The 21,048-nt window shown below is 72.4% G+C and carries 18 protein-coding genes; 10 read left to right on the top strand and 8 right to left on the bottom strand.

Translation table 11 applies throughout. From position 1 onward, the window contains the following. Positions 1-383: 383 nt before the first annotated feature. On the bottom strand, positions 384-1,739 hold the full coding sequence (locus tag IE295_RS29855) for an APC family permease (protein WP_190066890.1): 1,356 nt from the start codon (positions 1,737-1,739) through the stop codon (positions 384-386). 67 nt (positions 1,740-1,806) lie between these two features. Here IE295_RS29855 and IE295_RS29860 point away from each other — a divergent pair, with 67 nt between their 5' ends. After that, the gene (locus IE295_RS29860) at positions 1,807-2,796 is read left to right on the top strand and encodes a 4-hydroxy-3-methylbut-2-enyl diphosphate reductase (protein ID WP_190066919.1); all 990 of its coding nucleotides are present in this window, start codon (positions 1,807-1,809) and stop codon (positions 2,794-2,796) included. Between the two features lie 30 nt (positions 2,797-2,826). Further along, positions 2,827-3,591: a polyphosphate--glucose phosphotransferase gene (gene ppgK / locus IE295_RS29865; protein ID WP_190066891.1), complete on the top strand. Its 765-nt coding sequence runs from the start codon at positions 2,827-2,829 to the stop codon at positions 3,589-3,591. On the opposite strand, the gene IE295_RS29870 is transcribed toward ppgK, so the two are convergent. Then, entirely contained in the window at positions 3,488-4,093 is a 606-nt protein-coding gene (locus IE295_RS29870; protein WP_190066892.1) for a DUF6542 domain-containing protein, read from the bottom strand. The two genes, ppgK and IE295_RS29870, sit on opposite strands and share 104 nt — an antisense overlap. A gap of 187 nt (positions 4,094-4,280) precedes the next feature. Here IE295_RS29870 and ychF point away from each other — a divergent pair, with 187 nt between their 5' ends. After that, positions 4,281-5,369: a redox-regulated ATPase YchF gene (ychF, locus tag IE295_RS29875; RefSeq protein WP_190066893.1), complete on the top strand. Its 1,089-nt coding sequence runs from the start codon at positions 4,281-4,283 to the stop codon at positions 5,367-5,369. 49 nt (positions 5,370-5,418) lie between these two features. Here ychF and IE295_RS29880 read toward each other — a convergent pair whose 3' ends face one another. After that, the gene (locus IE295_RS29880) at positions 5,419-6,000 is read right to left on the bottom strand and encodes a Uma2 family endonuclease (RefSeq protein ID WP_190066894.1); all 582 of its coding nucleotides are present in this window, start codon (positions 5,998-6,000) and stop codon (positions 5,419-5,421) included. A 245-nt stretch (positions 6,001-6,245) separates the two neighbouring features. Between IE295_RS29880 and IE295_RS29885 the strand changes: the two genes are divergently transcribed. The 6 genes from IE295_RS29885 (at position 6,246) to IE295_RS29910 (ending at position 13,063) form a co-directional block, all read left to right on the top strand. After that, positions 6,246-6,998 carry a GntR family transcriptional regulator gene (locus IE295_RS29885; RefSeq protein WP_190066895.1) on the top strand — a complete coding sequence of 251 codons (753 nt, stop codon included), beginning with the start codon at positions 6,246-6,248 and terminating at the stop codon, positions 6,996-6,998. 249 nt (positions 6,999-7,247) lie between these two features. Beyond that, complete coding sequence (locus tag IE295_RS29890; protein ID WP_190066896.1) at positions 7,248-8,891, top strand: APC family permease; 1,644 nt, start codon at positions 7,248-7,250, stop codon at positions 8,889-8,891. A 153-nt stretch (positions 8,892-9,044) separates the two neighbouring features. After that, entirely contained in the window at positions 9,045-9,224 is a 180-nt protein-coding gene (locus tag IE295_RS29895) for an SPOR domain-containing protein (RefSeq protein WP_086571814.1), read from the top strand. Positions 9,225-9,355: 131 nt separating this feature from the next. After that, positions 9,356-9,772, top strand: a complete 417-nt coding sequence (locus tag IE295_RS29900) for a (deoxy)nucleoside triphosphate pyrophosphohydrolase (RefSeq protein WP_190066897.1) — start codon at positions 9,356-9,358, stop codon at positions 9,770-9,772. 172 nt (positions 9,773-9,944) lie between these two features. Beyond that, complete coding sequence (locus IE295_RS29905; RefSeq protein ID WP_190066920.1) at positions 9,945-10,364, top strand: ATP-binding protein; 420 nt, start codon at positions 9,945-9,947, stop codon at positions 10,362-10,364. Positions 10,365-10,495: 131 nt separating this feature from the next. Beyond that, positions 10,496-13,063, top strand: a complete 2,568-nt coding sequence (locus IE295_RS29910) for a SpoIIE family protein phosphatase (RefSeq protein ID WP_224323465.1) — start codon at positions 10,496-10,498, stop codon at positions 13,061-13,063. Positions 13,064-13,081: 18 nt separating this feature from the next. Here IE295_RS29910 and IE295_RS29915 read toward each other — a convergent pair whose 3' ends face one another. The 5 genes from IE295_RS29915 to IE295_RS29935 all read right to left on the bottom strand — a co-directional run bounded on the left by IE295_RS29915 (position 13,082) and on the right by IE295_RS29935 (position 18,776). Then, on the bottom strand, positions 13,082-14,737 hold the full coding sequence (locus IE295_RS29915) for a TPM domain-containing protein (RefSeq protein ID WP_190066898.1): 1,656 nt from the start codon (positions 14,735-14,737) through the stop codon (positions 13,082-13,084). Positions 14,738-14,839: 102 nt separating this feature from the next. Next, positions 14,840-15,619 carry a succinate dehydrogenase/fumarate reductase iron-sulfur subunit gene (locus IE295_RS29920; RefSeq protein ID WP_190066899.1) on the bottom strand — a complete coding sequence of 260 codons (780 nt, stop codon included), beginning with the start codon at positions 15,617-15,619 and terminating at the stop codon, positions 14,840-14,842. Further along, positions 15,616-17,580 carry a fumarate reductase/succinate dehydrogenase flavoprotein subunit gene (locus tag IE295_RS29925; protein WP_190066900.1) on the bottom strand — a complete coding sequence of 655 codons (1,965 nt, stop codon included), beginning with the start codon at positions 17,578-17,580 and terminating at the stop codon, positions 15,616-15,618. The genes IE295_RS29920 and IE295_RS29925 overlap by 4 nt, the downstream gene beginning before the upstream one ends. An 11-nt stretch (positions 17,581-17,591) precedes the next feature. Continuing rightward, entirely contained in the window at positions 17,592-18,431 is an 840-nt protein-coding gene (sdhC, locus tag IE295_RS29930; RefSeq protein WP_190066901.1) for a succinate dehydrogenase subunit SdhC, read from the bottom strand. A 54-nt stretch (positions 18,432-18,485) separates the two neighbouring features. After that, positions 18,486-18,776 carry an Rv0250c family protein gene (locus IE295_RS29935; RefSeq protein WP_190066902.1) on the bottom strand — a complete coding sequence of 97 codons (291 nt, stop codon included), beginning with the start codon at positions 18,774-18,776 and terminating at the stop codon, positions 18,486-18,488. 280 nt (positions 18,777-19,056) lie between these two features. Between IE295_RS29935 and IE295_RS29940 the strand changes: the two genes are divergently transcribed. Next, on the top strand, positions 19,057-21,048 hold the full coding sequence (locus IE295_RS29940) for an ABC transporter family substrate-binding protein (RefSeq protein WP_372479488.1): 1,992 nt from the start codon (positions 19,057-19,059) through the stop codon (positions 21,046-21,048).

Raw genomic sequence — 21,048 nt, forward strand, 5'->3', positions numbered from 1 at the left:
GGTGCGTTGTGGGGCGGGGCCGGGGCGGGATGGGGCGGGCCCTTCCGGGGCTGGATTATTTACGGCCCGGAGCCGTCAGATGGGAATGGTGCCCCGCACTTGGGCCGCAAATAACCCCTACGCCCCTTCCAGGGCCCGCCCCATCCCACCCCGGCCCCTCCCGCGGTCAGCCGACCGCAGGCCGGTGGGTGGGCAGTCGCCCCGCCGACCTGTTTGTGGGCAGTCGTTCCGCTGGGCTGGGGGTACCTCCCAGCGGTAGCTGGGGGAGGGTGGGCACAAACCCGGCCCACCGGGCCGCATCACCCCTTACGGTGCCCCCGGTGCCGTCGCGCGCTGGATGGCCAGCACCCCAGCCCGGCGGTCAGCCACACCGCACCCACCCCCTACGGCGTCCCCGGTGCCGTCCCCCGCTGGACGGCCAGTACCCCCAGCCCGGCAGCCAGCCAGATCGCCCCCACCAGCTGGGCCGTCGCGGCCGCCTCCACGATTACCGCCACCACCACCGCCAACCCCAGCAGTGGAATCACCACATGCCGGACGATGCCCACCCGATCCCCCCGCCCCCGCACCCCGAACCAGCCGATCACTGACGCGTGCAGCAGGCCGAAGGCCACCAGTGCGCCGATGTCGACGACCGACACCAGCCGGTCCAGGCCGTCGTCGCGGCGGGCCGCCCAGATCGCGGCGGTCAGGGTCACCAGGGCCGCGCCAAGGAGGGCGGGGCGGGGGACGCCCGAGCCGCGGTCCACCTTGGCCAGGGGGGCCGGGAGCCGCCGGTCGCGGGCCATCGCGAAGAGCAGGCGGCCCGCCGCCGCCTGGCCCGCCAGCGCGGCGAAGGCCGCGCCGATGGCCTTGCTGGCGGCCACCAGGTCGTGCAGCCACCTGCCGGTCGCCGCGTCCACCGTGTCGTAGAACGCGGCCCCCTGCTCGGCCGGGCGCGCCGCCAGCTCGGCCGGGGACATCGGGGCCAGCAGCGCCGCGAGGTAGGTCTGCACGGCGAAGAGCACGCCCGCCACCGCCAGGCAGGTGATGACCGCGCGCGCCACCTTCTCGGAGCCGCCCGCCGACTCCTCGGCGAAGGACGCGATCGCGTCGAAGCCCAGGTACGACAGGACCGCCACCGACACCGCCCCCAGCACCGCCCCCGTGTCGAAGCCCCCTTCCCCCGTCAGCGGGGACAGCCAGCCGCGTCGGGGGCCGTCCTGGGCCAGCGCGACGGCCGCCGAGGCCACGAAGACGGCCAGCACCGCGAGCTCCAGGGCCAGCACCAGGAAGCCCGCCAGCGCGGCGGCCCGTACGCCCGTGAGGTTCAGGCCCGTCGTCACGACCACCGCGATCGCCGTCCACACCCACTGCGGCACGGCCGGCACCAGTGCGTGCAGGGCGATGCCGGAGAAGAGGTACGCGACCGCCGGGATCAGGAGGTAGTCCAGCATCGCCATCCAGCCGGCGATGAAGCCCGGTCCCTCGCCGAGGCCCACGCGCGCGTACGTGTAGACCGAGCCCGCCCGGGGGGCCACGCGCACCATCTGCGCGTAGGAGTACGCCGTGAAGGCCATCGCCGCCGTCGCCACGAGGTAGACCAGCGCGATCGCCCCGTGCGCCTTCGCGGAGAGGGTGCCGAAGACGCCCACCGGCGCCATGGGGGCGATGAACAGCAGGCCGTAGACGACCAGGTCGCGGAAGGAGAGCGTGCGGCGGAGCGTGCCGCCGCCGGCTGCGGGGGAGGGTGCGGCCATGGGGTCAGTATTCGGGCGCTCCGGCCCGGCGGCGGCCGGGCCACGCCGGGCCGCGCGGGCCCTTACGATGGACCGCATGACTGCTACCCCCGCCCGCAAGGTTCTGCTCGCCGCCCCCCGTGGCTACTGCGCGGGTGTGGACCGTGCCGTGATCGCCGTGGAGAAGGCGCTGGAGCAGTACGGCGCCCCCGTCTACGTACGGCACGAGATCGTGCACAACAAGTACGTGGTCAAGACGCTGGAGCAGAAGGGCGCGATCTTCGTCGACAGGACGGAGGAGGTGCCCGAGGGCAACATCGTCATGTTCTCCGCCCACGGTGTCGCACCGGTGGTGCACGAGGAGGCCAAGCGCGGCAAGCTGGCGACGATCGACGCCACGTGCCCCCTGGTGACCAAGGTGCACAAGGAAGCCGTCCGCTACGCCAAGGACGACTACGACATCCTCCTCATCGGCCACGAGGGCCACGAGGAGGTCATCGGCACCAGCGGTGAGGCGCCCGACCACATCACCATCGTCGACGGCCCGGAAGACGTGGCCAAGGTCGAGGTCCGCGACGAGAACAAGGTGGTGTGGCTGTCGCAGACCACGCTGTCGGTGGACGAGACCATGGAGACGGTCGACGCCCTCAAGGGCCGCTTCCCCAACCTCCTGTCGCCGCCCAGCGACGACATCTGCTACGCCACCCAGAACCGACAGACCGCCGTGAAGCAGATGGGCGCCGAGGCCGACCTGGTCATCGTGGTGGGCTCGAAGAACTCCTCCAACTCGGTGCGCCTGGTCGAGGTGGCGCTGGGCGCCGGCGCCCGTGACGCGCACCTGGTGGACTACGCCGAGGAGATCGACGAGACCTGGCTCGAGGGCGTCTCCACGGTCGGTGTGACCTCGGGCGCCTCGGTGCCGGAGATCCTCGTCGAGGGCGTGCTCGAGTGGCTCGCGCAGCGGGGTTACGAGGACGTCGAGCTCGTCCGCGCGGCGGAGGAGCACATCACGTTCTCGCTGCCCAAGGAGCTGCGCCGCGACCTGCGCGCCGAGGCCAGGGCCGCCACCGAAGGGTGATCAGGCCCCTCCGCGCCTAGGCTGCTGGGCATGGACGTATTCGGCGTGGACATCGGCGGATCGGGCATCAAGGGCGCTCCGGTGGACCTGGAGCGCGGCGAGGTCGTGGAGGAGCGCTTCAAGGTGCTCACTCCCCGTCCGGCCACTCCGGACGCGGTCGCCGACTGCGTGCGGCAGGTGGTCAGGCACTTCGGCCGGCCCGTCGGGCCGGTCGGCGTGACGTTCCCCGGCGTGGTGATCGGCGGTACCACCCGTACGGCCGCCAACGTCGACAAGGGCTGGATCGGCAAGGACGCCGCCGGACTGCTCGGCGAGCAGCTCGGCACACCGGTGACCGTGCTGAACGACGCGGACGCGGCGGGGCTGGCCGAGATGACCCACGGCGCCGGGCGGGGACGCACCGGCACGGTCGTCGTGCTCACCTTCGGCACGGGCATCGGGAGCGCGGTCTTCATCGACGGGCGGCTGGTGCCCAACACCGAGCTCGGCCATCTGGAGCTGCGCGGGCACGACGCGGAGACCCGCGCGTCCACCCGGGCCAAGGACGACGAGGGCCTCAGCTGGGGCCGCTGGGCCAAGCGCGTGGGGCGCTACCTGGCGCACGTGGAGATGCTCTTCTCGCCCGAGCTGTTCGTGATCGGCGGCGGCGTGAGCCGCAAGGCGGACAAGTTCCTGCCGCTGATCGAGGGCGTCAGCGCCGAGGTCGTGCCCGCTCAGCTGGAGAACAACGCGGGGATCGTGGGGGCCGCGATGGCCGCTTCCGCTGCTCCTTCCGCGCCCTCCTCCGCAGCCTGATCAGCACCACCCGCCGGACGAGCGCGATCAGCGCGGCCAGCAGGGTGCCCGCGTAGAGCCAGCCGGCGCTCAGCGACAGCATGGTCACCAGGCTCATCAGGCGGCTGCCGAAGCCACCCGTGCCGTTGCTGACCGCCACCGCCCCGACCGCGTAGGCGATCGGCACGCTCACGGGGGCGGTCATCAGCTCGGCGGGGCGCACCCACAGCGCGCAGGCCGCGCTCGCGAACACGAAGAACACGCCGTAGACCCGGGGCGAGCCGCCCAGCACGGCCGCGTCCAGGGCGCCGACGGCCAGCATGGCCAGCGCCGTGAGCAGCCCGCTGCCCAGCCCGGTCAGGCGGGGCGACGGGAGGCGCCGGACCAGCGGGGAAGCCGGGCGTCGGGGCCGGGGCCGCTCGGCGGCGGCGCCCTGGCGCTGTCCTACGGGCACGGCGGGGCGGGGCACGGGGGACCCGCGCCGGACCTTGCGCTGGGGGATACGCGTGCTGGGTTGCTCCACCCGACCAAACTAGGTGGGGTCGGACCGGGAAACCGGCGTTGGACACGCCGGATGCACCGCCTTGGCCGTGTGTTCGGGGAATCCTCCGTGCGGGGACCGTGCGCGACGCGGACCCGTAGACTGGATGACCGGGCGCGTCACGGGGCGCGGAACCCTCGCTACTACGGGAACAACGGGAAGTCGCCACGTGTCGCTCACGATCGGAATCGTCGGTCTGCCGAATGTCGGCAAGTCGACCCTGTTCAACGCCCTGACCAAGAACGACGTCCTGGCGGCCAACTACCCGTTCGCCACCATCGAGCCCAACGTGGGCGTCGTCGGTGTCCCGGACGCCCGGCTGAACAAGCTCGCGGAGATCTTCGGCTCGCAGAAGATCCTGCCCGCCACGGTCGACTTCGTCGACATCGCCGGCATCGTGCGCGGCGCCTCCGAGGGTGAGGGCCTGGGCAACAAGTTCCTGGCGAACATCCGCGAGTCCGACGCGATCTGCCAGGTCATCCGCGCGTTCAAGGACGAGAACGTCGTCCACGTCGACGGCAAGGTCTCGCCCAAGGACGACATCGAGACCATCAACACCGAGCTGATCCTGGCCGACCTGCAGACCATCGAGAAGGTCCTGCCGCGCCTGGTCAAGGAGTCGCGGATCAAGAAGGACGTCGCCCCGAAGGTGGCGGCGGTCGAGGCGGCCAAGGCGCTCCTCGAGGAGGGCACCACCCTCTTCTCCGCCGGCATCGTCCAGGGCTCGGAGAAGGCGGAGCTCCTGCACGACCTCCACCTGCTCACCACCAAGCCCTTCCTCTACGTCTTCAACGTCGACGAGGACGAGCTGACCGACGACGCCTTCAAGGACGAGCAGCGCGCCCTGGTCGCCCCGGCCGAGGCCATCTTCCTCAACGCCAAGCTCGAGGCGGACCTCGCCGAGCTCGACGAGGAGGACGCCATGGAGCTCCTGCAGTCCGTCGGCGCCGAGGAGCCCGGCCTGGCCACGCTGGCCCGCGTCGGCTTCGACACGCTGGGCCTGCAGACCTACCTGACGGCCGGCCCCAAGGAATCCCGCGCCTGGACCATCAAGAAGGGCGCCACGGCCCCCGAGGCGGCCGGTGTCATCCACACCGACTTCCAGAAGGGCTTCATCAAGGCCGAGGTCATCTCCTTCGAGGACCTCGTCGCCACCGGCTCCGTCACCGAGGCCCGCGCCACCGGTAAGGCCCGCATGGAGGGCAAGGAGTACGTGATGGCCGACGGCGACGTGGTGGAGTTCCGCTTCAACGTCTGACGACCACACTGAAGGGCCGCACTCGGGGAGTGCGGCCCTTCGGCGTTCCTCAGCCCTTGCCGCCCGGGGTGAGCCTGTCCAGGTCGAGGCCGATCTCGAACGGGACGGGGCGCTTGAGGACGTGGCGGAAGATGCCGGCGGGCGCATAGGCCATGGTGGGGACGTCCAGCTCGTAGACGTGGAGGACGGGAGCGCCGCCCTCGTCCTCGATGCACCAGTAGTGGGCGATCCCGGCCTGCGCGTATTTGCGCAGCTTGACCGTGCGGTCCCGGTGGGCGGACTCGGGGGAGACCACTTCGACGACCAGCTGGACGTCTTTGGGCGCGAACCACGTGAGGTCGCGGTCGAAGGGGGCCGTGGTCACGAGGATGTCGGGCTCGGGGCGGTTGCGCTCGTCGAGCCGGATGGTCATCTCCAGCCCCACCTCGAAGCCGGTCGGAGCCTGCCCCTTGAGGGCCGAGGTCAGGTCGGTGACGAGGTGGCTGTGCCACGACCGTTGCGGCGACATCCTGAAGACGAGGGCTCCGTCGATCAGCTCGGTGTGGCGCGGTGCCTCGGGGAGGTGGTCGAGATCCTCCGCGAGCCAGCCTTCCGCCCGCGGTGGGCGCATCCAGTCGGGCAGTGCGGTCATGGACGCACGGTAGCCGTACCGTGTGGCGTCGTGCGGGGGCGCGGACATTTGTCATTGCTTGTCCCGGCATCCCTGCATAGTTGCGGAATTGCCGCCGGAGAGTGCTCTGCGCATGTGCCCCTGGGTCTCACCTACACACCGCTGAGCTGCAATTCACCACTTCCGGTGATTCCTTGGCCTAGAGTTGCGGATCGCAACCCACGGTTGCCAAGCTGTTGCGGACTGTCAACCCCTTGGGAGTGGACGTGGCCTTCGGTGATCAGCCCGCATACCTTCGCGTCGCCGGCGATCTCCGGCAGAAAATCGTCGCGGGTGAGCTGCCGCCGCACACCCGCCTTCCCTCCCAGGCGCGCATCCGGGAGCAGTACGGCGTCTCCGACACCGTCGCCCTGGAGGCGCGGAAGGTCCTGATGGCCGAGGGGCTCGTCGAGGGGCGTTCCGGGTCGGGTACGTACGTCCGTGAGCAGCCCGTGCCGCGGGCCGTGGTGCGGACTGGGTACCGGGCGGTGGGGGAGTCCACGCCGTTCCGGCAGGAGCAGGCCGACGACCGGGTCAAGGGGACGTGGGAGTCCCGCAGCGAGCAGGGGGTGGCGGATACGGCCATCGCGCGGCGGCTGCGGATCGGGCCGGGCGACCGGGTGATGCGCACCGACTATCTGTTCCGCTCCGGCGGCGAGCCGAGCATGCTCTCCACCTCCTGGGAGCCGCTGGCGCTCACGGGGCGCACCCCCGTGATGCTGCCGGAGGAGGGGCCGCTGGCCGGGCGGGGGGTGGTCGAGCGGATGGCCGCCATCGACCTGATCGTCGACAACGTCACCGAGGAGGTCGGCGCCCGGCCGGGGCTCGCCGAGGAGACCCTCGCGCTGGGCGGTGTGCCCGGACACTGCGTGCTGGTGGTCTCGCGGACGTACTTCGCGGGCGGCTGCCCGGTGGAGACCGCGGACGTGGTGATGCTCGCCGAGCGGTTCCGGGTCGCCTACCACCTCCCGGTGAAGTAGGCGTGAATCGCACGTGAACTGACTCCGGAGTCAGTGTCGCAACCCTGCCCGCTGGTCCGTACCAGCGGGTAGGAAGTGTTCCCTTTGTCCGAGTTTCAAGGGTTTTGGTGAGCCCCTCCTTACTGTTGTAAAACTCACATAGTCCCAGGTCAGGGCCCTTTGGCGGAATCAAGCAGGCCAAATCGCTCGTACGATGGCGCGGTTTGTGTCCTGTCCGTGGGGGAGTTAGAAGCAAAGGAGATCCGGGGCTTGAGTACCGAACAGGGTTCGAACTCCAATTACCGCCGGACCCTCGGCACGACGGCGCTGACCGCCGTCGGCCTCGGGTCGATCATCGGCTCCGGCTGGCTGTTCGGTGCCGAACGTGCCGCTGTGCTGGCCGGTCCGGCCGCCATCTTTGCCTGGGTCATCGGCGCCATCGTGGCGCTGACCATCGCCCTGACGTACACCGAGCTCGGCTCGATGTTCCCCAAGGCGGGCGGCATGGTGCGGTACGGGCAGTTCTCGCACGGCTCGCTGGCCGGCTACATGGCCGCCTGGGCCAACTGGATCGCGATCGTCTCCGTCATTCCCGGCGAGGCCACCGCGTCGATCCAGTACATGAGCTCGTGGAAGTTCGACTGGGCGGGCAAGCTCTTCGACGGCAAGGAGCTCACGGGCACCGGCCTCGCCGCCGCGAGCGTCCTGGTGGTCTTCTACTTCTTCCTGAACTGGTTCGCGATCACGCTGTTCGCCAAGACGAACAACGCGATCACCGTGTTCAAGGTCGTGGTGCCGGCGCTGACCGCGGGCGCGCTGATCTTCGCGCACTTCGACACCAGCAACGTCGGCTCCGCCCACGGCGGCTTCGCCCCCAACGGCTGGAGCGCCGTCTTCAGCGCCGTCGCCGTCGCGGGCATCGTCTGGGCCTTCAACGGCTTCCAGTCGCCGCTGAACATGGCCGCCGAGGCCCGCAACCCCGGCAAGTCGCTGCCGAAGGCCGTCGTCGGCTCCATCCTGATCGCGCTGGTCATCTACATCGCGCTGCAGGTCGCCTTCCTGATGGCCGTCCCGGCCGCGGACCTCTCCGGCGGCTGGAACACGCTGGCCTACAAGTCCCCGCTGGCGGACCTCTCCATCACCTGGGGCCTGAACTGGCTGGCGCTGCTGCTCTACGCGGACGCCTTCATCTCCCCGTCGGGCACCGGCATGATCTACGCGGCCACCACCTCGCGCATGATCCACGGCGTCCAGGAGAACGGTCACCTGCCGAAGGTCTTCGGCAAGGTCGACCCCAAGACCGGTGTCCCGAAGCCGGCCCTGCTGCTCAACCTGGCGATCTCCTTCGTCTTCCTCGCCGTCTTCCGCGGCTGGGGCTCGATCGCCGAGATCGTCGGTGTCGCCACCGTCATCTCGTACATCACCGGCCCCGTCGCCGTGATGTCGCTGCGCCGCATCGCGCCCGACATGAAGCGCCCGGTCAAGCTCAAGGCCATGCCGGTCATCGCCCCCATCGCGATGATCTTCGGCTCGCTGGTCATGTACTGGGCGCGCTGGCCGCTGACGGGCAAGGTCATCTTCATCATGGCCATCGGCCTGCCGATCTGGGCCTGGTACGAGCTGCGCAAGCCGTGGGCCGAGCTGAAGCCGCACCTGCAGGCCGGCGCCTGGATGGTGACCTACCTGCTGGTCATGGCGTTCGTCTCGTGGGCCGGTGGCACCGAGTTCGGCGGCAAGGGCTACCTGGCCCCGGGCTGGGACATCGTCGTGGTTGTCCTGATCGCGCTCGCCTTCTACGCGTGGGGCGTGAGCAGCGCGTGGCGCAACCCGACGCTTGTTCAGGTCGAGAAGGAAATGAAGGACGCCCAGTCGGCCGAGGAGCAGACCGAAGCGGAGCTCGCCGAGGCCAAGTAACCCTCACGGGTGGCCGAATGCGTACCTCTTCGTGAAAACCCGTATCCGCTGCGTAAAGTCCGGGCGTACGCTCGGGCATATGCGGACTGCGGTTTCTTCGGAAGTCACCGAAGGGCGTGCGCCGGTGCGCGCGGCGACGGGAGGGCAGGGGCGATGAACGACACCGGACCGGTCCTGCCCTGGCTGGTGATCCGCCAGGACGAGAACGGCAACCGCTACCGCGTCGGGCGCTACGCCACCAGAACCGAGGCGGAGCGCGTGGCCGACCGGCTGGACGCGGAAGGCCGTCGCCGGCTGTACATAGTCGAGCGGGTCGGGCGCGCCATCCCCTAGCCGCTTCCCGGAGCCGGGGCGCGCGAAGGCGCGCACCGCCTCCCGGGAGTGCGCCCCCGGGGCGGCGCTTCCCAGGCCCGGCGTCGCCCCGGGCCCGGCACCTCAGGTGCCGGGCCCTACGCTTGCCCACCATGGCGACAGTGCGTGTGGTGGTGGGCGGAGCGGTGTTTCATCAGGGGCGGCTGCTGGCCGCACGGCGCAGCGCCCCGCCCGAGCTGGCCGGCCGGTGGGAGCTGCCCGGCGGCAAGCTGGAGCCCGGCGAGAGCGCCGAGCAGGCGCTCGTACGGGAGCTGCGCGAGGAGCTCGGCGTCGAGGCGGAACCGCTGGAGCGCCTCGCGGGGGAGTGGCCGCTGAAGCCCGGCTACGTCCTCCAGGTCTTCACGGCACGGCTGGTGGCCGGTGAGCCCCGCCCCCTCCAGGACCACGACGAGCTGCGCTGGCTCACCCCCGACCGCGTCGACGACGTCGACTGGCTGGAGCAGGACCGCCCCGCGGTGGCCCTCGCGGCCCGGCGGCTCGCCACCGGGGATCCCGCCCCGCCGCGGTGAACCGCCCGTACCGCCGCCCACCTGGGCGGCCTACGCCCGGTGTACGCCGAATGCGGCAACTCTCGCGGACGGAGCCGGGCGGTGAAGATAGTCCGACCCTCATTCCGGGTATGTGCTGATTATTAGCCCCAAAGCCGGACATGCCGGTGTGGGGTCGCCAGCGGTCTGGGAAGTGGTCGGCGTGAGCGACAGCGCAGGGACCTTGGAATGGACGCCCGGCTTCGCCGAGTGGAGCTTCCCCGCCGAGGCCGGCGCCGTGCGCACCGCCCGCACGCTGGTGCGCGACACCCTGCGCGAGTGGGGGCTCGAGGCCGTCACCGACGTCACGGTCCTGCTGGTCAGCGAGCTCGTCACCAACTCCCTGCGGTACGCCAGCGGGCCCATCGGCGTACGGATGTACTCCCACGCCGGCCCCAGCCTGCTCGTGGAGGTCTCCGACCCGCTCCCGGATCCGCCCCGCGAACGCGTGGCCGAACCCGACGACGAGGGCGGCCGCGGACTGCAGCTGGTGGCACTGGCTTCCCGCCGCTGGGGTACCCGCCCGGGCAACACCGGAAAGACGGTGTGGTTCGAGCTCAGTCTGCCCGGTTAGTAACCCGGGGAGAAGACATAGCGGGTTGAGACCGTGCTGTGATCGTGAAGTCCGTGTTCCGAAGGGCCCCTGTGCTGGATACTCGGCCTTCTGATGCCGGTGCGAGCACATGAGCCGGAGGGGACGGGCACGTGAGCGAAAAGCCAGCGGGTACTGCGGGCAGGCCAGAGGGTACGGACTCCACTTCGCTGTGGCAGAACAGCCCGCCCGGGTCGCTGTACGACTACATCCGCGTGGCGTCGTTCTCCCTGGGCTCCGACGGCCGGATCGAGCAGTGGAGCGAGCGCGCGACCGAACTCTTCGGAATAGCGGCCCGGCACGCCGTCGGCAGGAACCCCCTCGAGGTGTTCACCCCCGTCGACGAGCGGCCCTCGCGCCCCGCCCCGCCCTTTCTCGCCGAGGGCGGCCTCGACGGGCGGGCCTGGACCGGGCTCGTCCCGTACCAGCGGGGGAACGACCGCCAACAGGGCCTCGCCGAGATCTATGTGATGCCCAGTGAGAACGCCGACGGCGAGCGCGCCGCGCTCTGCGTGGCCGTCGACGTCCGGGCCCTGCGGGGAATAGAGACCGACATCGCGGCGTCGGAAGCCGTTTTCGGCCAATCTCCGCTCGGCTTCTTCTTCTTCGGCACCGACCTCACCCTGCTGCGCGTCAACGAGAGTTTCGCCCAGACTTTCGGCCGCCCCGCCTCCTGGCACCGCGGCCGCACCCCGCACGACTTCCTGCCCCGCACCGAGGCCGAACGGCTGACGGCGGCGCTGCGCCAAGTCCTCGACACGGGCAAGCCCATGGCCGACATTCAGCTCGTCGGCCCCGTCCCCGGGCACAGCGAGCGGCGCCGCTGGTCGGTTTCGCTGTACCGGCTGCACAGCGGCAGCGGACGGCCGATCGGGGTCGCCGCCATCGCCACCGACGTCACCGGCCGGCGCCGCGCCGAGCGGGAGGCCGCCGGCGTACGCCGCAACCTGGCGCTGCTCAACGAGGCGGGCGCGCGCATCGGCAACTCCCTCGACCTGGAGACCACCGCGCGCGAGCTGCTGGACGTCGCCGTCCCGCAGTTCTGCGACCTGGCCTCCGTCGACCTCTACCAGGGCCTGCTCGTCGGCGACGAGGCCCCGCCCGGCCTCGCCGACGGCAGCGCCGAGCTGCGCCGCGTGGCCTACTCCAGCGCGGTGTCCGGGGCGCCCCTCGACGAGGCCGACGCCAAGCCCATCCAGGTCGGCGAGGTGCACCGCTACGCCTTCCACTCGCCCTGCGCCCAGGCCCTGCGCACGGCCCACGTGCAGGTCGTCCCCGGCCGCGAGGGCGACGACGCCGAGCTGGGCGCCGTCGTGCAGTCCACCCTCGCCGTGCCGATGGTCGCCCGCGACACCGTCGTCGGCCTCGCGCAGTTCTCCCGGACCAAGGGCAGCGAGCCCTTCGGCGAACGTGACACCGCCCTGGCCGTCGAGCTCGCCGCCCGCGCGGCCGTCTGCATCGACAACGCCCGCCTCTACCGCCGCGAGCACGAGCGCGCCCTGATACTGCAACGCAGCCTGCTGCCCCCCGGCGACCCGGAGGCCGCCGGCGTCGAGATCGCCTGCCGCTACCTGCCGGGGAACGCGGCGACCGAGGTGGGCGGCGACTGGTTCGACGTGATCGAGCTGCCCGGGCACCGCACCGCCCTCGTCGTCGGCGACGTCATGGGCCGCGGCCTGCGCGCCGCCGTCGCCATGGGCGAGCTGCGCACCGCCGTGCGCACCCTGGCCATGCTCGACCTCGAGCCCGCCGAGGTGCTCTCCGCCCTCGACGAGATCGCCCACGGCCTGGGCCGCCCCGGCGGCAAGCAGTCCGCCTCGCGCGGGGTGCGCGGCAGCGTCCGCCCGGCCGACCTCTCCGAGGTCTACCTCGCCACCTGCGTCTACGCCGTCTACGACCCGGTCACCCGGCGCTGCACGGTCGCCAACGCCGGGCACCTGCCCCCGGTCCTGGTCGAGGCCGGCCAGCCGGCGGTGCTGCTGGAGGTGCCGCCCGGCATGCCGCTGGGCGTGGGCGGCGAGCCCTTCGAGGAGACCGAGATCGAGCTCCCCGACGGCGCGCTGCTCGCCCTCTACACCGACGGTCTCGTCGAGTCCCGCGACCACCCCCTCGACGAGGGCCTGCAGGCCTTCCGCGAGGCGCTCTCCGACCCCGAGCGCCCCCTGGAGGACGTCTGCGACCACGTCCTGGGCGCCCTGGACACCCACCACGGCGAGGACGACATCGCCCTCCTCATGGCCCGCCTGCGGGGCCTGCGCCACGACTGCGTGGGCGACTGGACCCTGCCGCCCGAGCCGCGCTCGGTCGCCCGGGCCCGGGAGCTGGCCCGCGACCAGCTCGAGAGCTGGGGCATGACCGACCTGGTCGACACCACCGAACTGCTGGTCAGCGAGCTGGTGACCAACGCGCTGCGCTACGGCGAGGGCGAGATCCGGCTGCGCCTGCTGCTGGACCGCACCCTGGTCTGCGAGGTCTGGGACGGCGGCCACGTCCAGCCGCGCCGCCGCCGGGCCCGCGACACCGACGAGGGCGGCCGCGGCCTGCAGCTGGTGGGCCTGCTCAGCGCGGCCTGGGGCAGCCGGCGCATCCCGCACGGCAAGACGGTGTGGTTCGAGCTGGGCCTGCCGGAGGAGGGTTCGCCGGCGCCGGACGCGGTGGAGGCCCTGCTGAGTCTCTACTAGACCGTTCGGGGGCCCGCTTCACTCGGTCAGCCGCGCCCGCGTGCCCCCGCCGCCGAACGTGGCCGGCAGCAGCCCCGCCAGCACGACGCCGCCCAGCTCGGCGGCGCCGGCGACGTCCTGCTCGGCCAGGGCGCGCGCCGCCCTGGCCAGGTCCCCGGCGCGCAGCGCCGCCGCGAGGGTCGTGGCCGCGCCGAGCTGTCGTCCGGCCGCCGCGAGGCGGGTCCTGGCCGGGCAGCCGACCGCGCCGCGGTGGGTGGCGATGTAGTCCTCGGCCGCGGCCACCTCGTCGCGCGCGGCGAGCACCGCGCGGGCGGCCCGGCAGGGCGGCGCGGTACGGGTCAGGGCGTGCGCGCGGCGCAGCGCGGCCGAGGCGATGGCGCGGCCCTGGGAGAGGGCGACCTCGGCCGTGCGCAGGGAGAGCGCGGCCCGGGCGGGGGAGCCCACGAGCAGCGCGGAGCGGGCCTCGGCGAGGGCGGCGTCGGCGAAGGCGAGGCGCTCGCGGGCCCGGGCGGGGTGGTCGGCGACGAGGTCGAGGGCGGGCCCGGCGCGGCACCGGGCGAGGGCGGTGAGCGCGGCCTCGGCGGCGGTGACGCGCGGCGCGAGCGCGCGGGCCGCGGCCTCGGCGCGCTCGAGGATCAGGGCCGAGTTGGCCTTCAGGCCGCGCAGGTGGTCGAAGGCCTCGGACTCGGCGTCCAGGCGGCGGTTGGCGCTGGTGCAGCGGGAGCAGATCTCGTCGAGCACCTGGCGCCGGACGTCGTCGTCCTCGTGCCCCGCCTCGTCCAGGCGCAGGCGCAGCCGGAAGGCGTCGGCGAGCTCGCCCCTGGCGTAGGCGACGGCCTCGGCGAAGGGGCGGGTGGCCCGCTCGCCCAGTTGGGTGGTGGCGAAGACCATCTCCTCGGCGCTGGTGCGGACCGCGTCGTCGGTGGCGACGAGGTTCTGCGCCGCCTCGGCGTCCAGTTCCGGCAGCGGGGTGAGGGGCTGGGCGAGGCGGGCGAGCCCGGGTTCGGTGGTGGCGGCGACGACGGGGCGGTCGCGGGTGACCCCGGCCCGGCGGCGGCGCGCCGCCCGGCCGCGTCGGGTGCAGGCGTAGAGCCCGCCCAGGCACAGCGCGGCGCCCCCGGCCACCGGCATCCAGGTGCCGCGTTCGCCGGGGACGAGCCCGTCGCCGCCGGGGTCGCGGGTGCCGGGCCGGATGGCGGGCGGGCGTACGGGCTCGCCGCGCAGGACGGCGGTGTAGCCGTCGGCGGCGCCGATGGCGGCCCCGGCCCAGTCGTGTTCCCGCACGGCGGGTGCGATGGCGGTGGCGGCGACGAGGGCGAGCTGGTTCCCCCGCAGGCCGGAGTCCTTGTCGGCGGAGACGGCGAACATGCGCTGGCCGGTGGCGACGGCGAGCAGGACCTCCTGGGGGCCGAGGCCGTTGCGGTCGGCGGTGGCGTCGGCCCACTTGGTGCCGGAGCGGCCGGAGAAGTCGTGGACGTAGGTGACGTAGAGCTGGATGTGGTGGGCCGCGTTGAGCCGGTCGAGTGCGGCCTCGACCTGGCCGCGGCGGCGCCCGAGGGCGCCGACCGTGTCGGTGACGCGGCTCGCGGGGTCCAGGTCCAGCGGGGTGTCGGCACGGGCGGCGGGCGGGGCCGGAAGCAGCAGGGCGCACAGCGCGAAGAAGGCGCTGACCATAGCCCAGCTCCGCGCCCCCGGCCCGTACCGCCACGAAAGCCGCGTCACGTTTTGGAGCGTATGACCGGAATGGCCGACCCGCTACCGGGAGGGCCTGAGCTACTACGGAGCGTGTTCGGCGCCCCGGCGGCGGATCTTGTTCCCCAGCCAGACCAGTGGATCGTAGGACCGGTCGACCACCCGTTCCTTCAGGGGGATCAGCGCGTTGTCGGTGATCTTGATGTGTTCGGGGCAGACCTCCGAGCAGCACTTGGTGATGTTGCAGTACCCCAGTCCGTGGTCCTCTCGGGCCCCGCGCCGCCGGTCGACGCCCTCCTCGGCGGCCGCGTCCAGCGGGTGCATGTCCAGCTCGGCGACGCGCATCAGGAAGCGCGGCCCGGAGAAGGCCGTCTTGTTCTCCTCGTGGTCACGCACCACATGGCAGGTGTCCTGGCACAGGAAGCACTCGATGCACTTGCGGAACTCCTGGACCCGGCCCACGTCCTCCTGGTGCATCCGGTACTCGCCGGGCTTGAGGTGCGCCGGCGGCACGAACGACGGCACCTCACGGGCCTTGGCGTAGTTGTACGACACGTCCGTCACCAGGTCCCGCACGACCGGGAACGCCCGCATCGGCGTCACCGTGATCGTCTCGGCCTGGTCGAAGACCGACATCCGGGTCATGCACATCAGCCTCGGCCGGCCGTTGATCTCCGCGCTGCACGAGCCGCACTTGCCCGCCTTGCAGTTCCAGCGCACGGCCATGTCGGGCGCGGCCGTGGCCTGCAGCCGGTGGATGATGTCGAGGACGACCTCGCCCTCGTTGACGGTCACCTCGTAGTCGACGAGACCGCCGCCGTCCGCATCGCCCCGCCACACCTTGAAGCGGGCCTGATAACTCATGACGTGAGCTCCTCGTCGGTCAGGTACTTCCTCAGCTCTTCCTTCTCGAAGAGCTCGAGCAGGTCGCCCCGGATCGGCGGCATCTCCCGGCGCTCCAGCCGGATCAGCCCGAGGACCGAGTCGGCGGCGGCGGGCTCGGCGGACTCGTCGGCCAGCCGGCAGACGAGGTTGACCCGCCGCCAGCGCCGGTCCATCCCCGGGTGGTCGTCGCGGGTGTGCCCGCCCCGGCTCTCCTCGCGCTCCAGGGCCGCCCGCGCCACGCACTCGCTGACCAGCAGCATGTTGCGCAGGTCCAGGGCCAGGTGCCAGCCGGGATTGAACTGCCGGTGCCCCTCCACGCCCGCCCGCCGGGCCCGCGCGCGCAGCCCGGCCAGGCGGTGCAGGGCCTCCTCCATCTCGCTCGCCCTGCGGATGATGCCGACCAGGTCGCCCATGGTCTGCTGCAGCTCCTGGTGCAGGGTGTACGGGTTCTCGGCCACGCCCCCGGCCGCGTTCCCGGCGGCCTCGGCCCCGAACGGGCGCAGCGCCTCCGCCTCGGCCAGCTCGATGTCAGCGCCCGAGACCTCGGGCGCGGCGCCGGTGGCGAAGGCGGCCGCGTAGCGGGCCGCGTGCAGCCCGGCGCGCCGGCCGAAGACCAGCAGGTCGGAGAGGGAGTTGCCGCCCAGCCGGTTGGAGCCGTGCATGCCGCCCGCGACCTCGCCCGCCGCGAACAGCCCCGGCACCCCGACGGCCGCCGCCGTGTCCGGCTCGACCTCGACGCCGCCCATCACGTAGTGGCAGGTCGGGCCGACCTCCATCGGCTCGGCCGTGATGTCGACGTCCGCCAGCTCCTTGAACTGGTGGTGCATCGAGGGCAGCTTGCGCTGGATGGCCTCGGCGGACATCCGGGTGGAGACGTCCAGGAACACCCCGCCGTGCGGGGAGCCCCGCCCGGCCTTGACCTCGGCGTTGATGGCGCGGGCCACCTCGTCGCGGGGGAGCAGCTCGGGCGGGCGGCGGTTGTTGTCGGGGTCGGTGTACCAGCGGTCGCCCTCGGCCTCGGACTCCGCGTACTTCTCCTTGAAGACGTCCGGGACGTAGTCGAACATGAACCGCTTGCCGTCGCTGTTGCGCAGCACCCCGCCGTCGCCGCGGACGGACTCGGTGACCAGGATGCCCTTGACGGACGGCGGCCAGACCATGCCCGTGGGGTGGAACTGCACGAACTCCATGTTGATCAGCCGCGCCCCCGCCAGCAGCGCCAGCGCGTGCCCGTCGCCGGTGTACTCCCAGGAGTTCGAGGTCACCTTGAACGACTTGCCGATGCCGCCGGTGGCCAGCACCACGGCCGGGGCCTCGAGGACGAAGAACCGCCCGGACTCGCGCTCGTAGCCGAAGACGCCGGAGACCCGGCCGCCCTCGGCGGAGCCGCTGCCGGAACGCGTCTTGAGCACGCGGGTGACCGTGCACTCCTGGAAGACCTTCAGCCGTGCCTCGTAGTCGCCGTACTCCCGCCGGTCCTCCTGCTGCAGCGAGACGATCTTCTGCTGGAGGGTGCGGATGAGCTCCAGGCCCGTACGGTCGCCCACGTGCGCGAGGCGGGGGTACTCATGGCCGCCGAAGTTGCGCTGCGAGATCCTCCCGTCGGGCGTGCGGTCGAAGACCGCGCCCCAGGTCTCCAGCTCCCACACCCGGTCGGGGGCCTCCTGCGCGTGCAGCTCGGCCATCCGCCAGTTGTTGAGGAACTTGCCCCCGCGCATGGTGTCGCGGAAGTGCACCTGCCAGTCGTCGTTGCTGTTGACGTTGCCCATGGAGGCGGCGATGCCGCCCTCCGCCATCACCGTGTGCGCCTTGCCGAACAGCGACTTGCAGATCACCGCGCAGCGCAGCCCCTGCTCGCGGGCCTCGATGGCGGCACGCAGCCCGGCGCCCCCCGCGCCCACCACGACCACGTCCCAGGCCTGCCGGTCCACCCGTGTCATCAGTAGGCCTCCTAGAAGAAGCGCGGATCGTCGAAGGCGCCACTGGCGACCAGGTAGACATAGAGATCGGCGACCGCCACGCTCACCAGGGACGCCCAGGCGAGCTGCATGTGACGGCCGTTCAGGACGCTCACCCACGTCCACATGCGGTAGCGCACCGGATGCTTGGAGAAGGTGCGCAGCCGCCCGCCGACGATGTGCCGGCAGGAGTGGCAGGAGAGGGTGTACGCCCAGATCAGCGCGATGTTGGCGAGCAGCACCAGGGTGCCCAGGCCCATGTGGCCCCACGCGCCGTTCTCGTCGCGGAAGCCCAGCGCCGCGTCGTACGTCAGGATGCCCGCGACCAGCACCGCGAAGTAGAAGAAGTAGCGGTGGATGTTCTGCAGGATCAGCGGGAAGCGGCTCTCGCCGGTGTACTTCGCGTGCGGCTCGGGCACCGCGCAGGCCGGGGGCGAGGCCCAGAAGCCCCGGTAGTAGGCCTTGCGGTAGTAGTAGCAGGTCAGCCGGAAGCCCAGCGGGAAGATCAGCACCAGCAGGGCGGGCGACAGGCCCCACCACGAGCCGACGATCTCCCAGTCGGCGCCGGCGGGCATGGCCTCGCAGTTCTCCGCGAGGCAGGGCGAGTAGAAGGGCGAGACGTAGGGGGCGGCGTAGTAGTCGCTGCCCGCGAACGCGCGCCAGGTGGAGTAGACGATGAACGCCAGCAGGCCGGCCGCCGTGGCGGCGGGCTGCAGCCACCAGCGGTCGCGGCGCAGGTGGCGGGCCGGGATCGCGGCACGCGTGGCGTGGTGGACGCCGCGTGCGGCGGGATCCCCGGCCGCGGAGGTCTCGGGTTCGGTTCCAGTGGCCAAGAAGGACTCCGGTGAGGAGTGGGACGAAGGGGGAACGCCGCTGCCGGGAAGCGGTCAGGGGGCGTGCCTGCGGGAGCCGAGGCCCTCGTCCTCCGCGTCCTTCCACAGCGAGGCGTCGTACGGGGCGTCGGAGACCAGCACCATGGCCTGACGGGACTGGTCGGCGGGCCGGGCCGCGCCGTTGCCACGCAGAAGGGCGACGCTCTCGCGCAGGTGTCCGGCATCCGTGCGGACCCGCCGCACCTCCAGGCCGCCCTTGCCCAGCCGCTGCTCCAGCCGGCGGATCGAGCGGTCCATATCGTCGAGACAGCGCTGAATGGTGGTCAGTTCATCTTCAACGGACATGATGTGGCCTTCCGCTTCGGCGATTGCGGGTGGCGCCCGGTCATGCGACAGAGAGTGTCGCGCGTCACACCCCTCGAGGGGAAGATAGCCGTCGGGATCAGGCCTTTGGGGGAACGCGGTCGCGTGGCGCCGCCGGCCGCCGATCGTTCCCCCAGGTGGGTGGCGTGGCCGCGAACGGCGACGTGTCGGCACGCCTTCGCACGCGCTCTCGCTTTCAGTGGGCGGCAACACAGGCAGCACACACGGCACGGGCGCCGGACGCCCGGCGGAGGTGGCACCCATGTCGTCCATGCCCACGCGGCGCACCCGCCGCTTCGCCGTCCTCGTCACGGCCGCGTCGCTGCTGCCCCTGCCCGTCCTGGCCGGCTGCAGCTCCGGCGGCGGCGCCGGCGATGACGACGACGCCCCGTCCGTCGCCCAGGACATCGCCGTCGCCCCCCGCGCCAAGGTCGCCGACCGCGGCACCCTGAACTGGGGCGTGGACGCGCTGCCCGCCACCTACAACACCTTCCAGGCCGACGCGGACGCCGCCGCCCACCGGGTCGCGGGGGCCGTGCTGCCCACCCTGTTCACCCTGGACCGCCGCGGCCGCCCGCAGCGCGACCCCGACTACCTGGCGTCCGCCGAGGTCAAGCAGCGCGAGCCCCGCCAGGTCGTGGTCTACAAGCTCAACCCCAAGGCCGTCTGGAGCGACGGCACCGCCCTCACCGCGGCCGACTTCGAGGCCCAGTGGAAGGCGCTGCGCGGCAAGGACAGCGCCTTCTGGGCCGCGCACCACGCCGGCTACGACCGCATCGACCGGGTCGAGCGCGGGGCCACCGAGCGGGAGGTCAAGGTCACCTTCGCCAAGAACTGCGCGGACTGGGCCGCGCTGTTCACCCCGCTCTACCCCAAGGCGGTCATGGGCACCGCCGGCGCCTTCAACGACGCCTCCCGCAAGCAGCCGCCGCTCGCCGCCGGCCCCTTCAAGGTCGGCTCGCGCGACGACAAGCAGGGCACGCTCACCCTCGTGCGCAACCCCCGGTGGTGGGGCGAGCGGGCCAAGCTGGACCGCCTGGTGCTGCGGGCCGTGCCGCGCGAGAAGCGCGTCGAGGCGCTGGCGTCCGGCGGGCTCGACCTCGCCGAGATCACCCCGGGCGCCGCCGAACGCATCACGAAGGCGAACGCCGCGCGGAAGAAGGAATCCGGCAAGGGCCGCCAGCCCAGCCCCGGCGCCACGGCCGAGGGCGGCAACAAGGGCAACAAGCCCCTCGCCGCCGATGTGACGGCCCTGCGCGGCCTGGTCGTCCGCCGCTCCCTGGAGCCCGCCTACACCCAGCTCGCCCTCAACGGCGCCTCCGGCCCGCTCGCCGACGAGCGCGTCCGCCGGGCGATCGCCCGCGCCGTGGACCGCAAGGCCATCGCCGAGTACGTGCTCAAGCCGCTGGGGCTGCCCGTCGCGCCCCCCGGCAGCCACGTCCTGGTGGCCGGGCAGCCGGGCTACGCGGACACCAGCTCCGCCCTCGGCTCCCTCGACCCCAAGGCCGCCCAGGCCCTGCTCGCGGACGCCGGGTGGAAGGAGGGGCACGGCACCGCCCCGCAGAAGAAGGCGGTGGGCAGCCTGCCCGCCGTCCCGCTGGCCGACCGGACGACTCCGGCCGGGCACAGCCCCGAGCCGGACGACGAGGACCCCGACGGGCTCGACGGCGTGGACGGCAAGGGCGCCCGCGACACCGGCGGCAAGGCCGTGGCCGCCCCGGCCCGCTACAAGGACGGCAAGAAGCTGGTCCTGCGCTTCGTCCTGCCCAAGGGCGCCGGGGGCGAGCCGCTGCGGGCCGTGGGCGAGCGGATCGCCCGCCAGCTCGACGCCATCGGCATCCGCACGGAGATCGTCAAGGTCGACGACACGAGCTTCTTCAAGGACCACATCGCCTCCGGCGACTTCGACCTGGCCCTCTACGGCTGGCCCACCGGCGCCTACCCCGCCACCGACGCCCGGCCGATCTTCGCCAAGCCCCAGCCGGCGGCCGACGGCTCGCTGATCGTCGAGCAGAACTACACCCGCGTCGGCACGGACCAGATCGACCGGCTGTTCGACCAGGCCTCGAGCGAGCTGGACCCGGAGGTGTCCCGCGACCTGATGGCCAGGGCCGACGCCCGGATCTGGGCGGTGGCCGCGGCCATCCCGCTCTACCAGCGCCCGGAGCTGGTGGGCATCCGGAAGACGGTGGCCAACGCCGGCGCCTTCGGACTGGCGACCCCGCGCTACCAGGACCTGGGTTTCCTGCGCTGA

The organism is Streptomyces griseocarneus (assembly GCF_014655595.1).
GTDB lineage: Bacteria > Actinomycetota > Actinomycetes > Streptomycetales > Streptomycetaceae > Streptomyces > Streptomyces griseocarneus.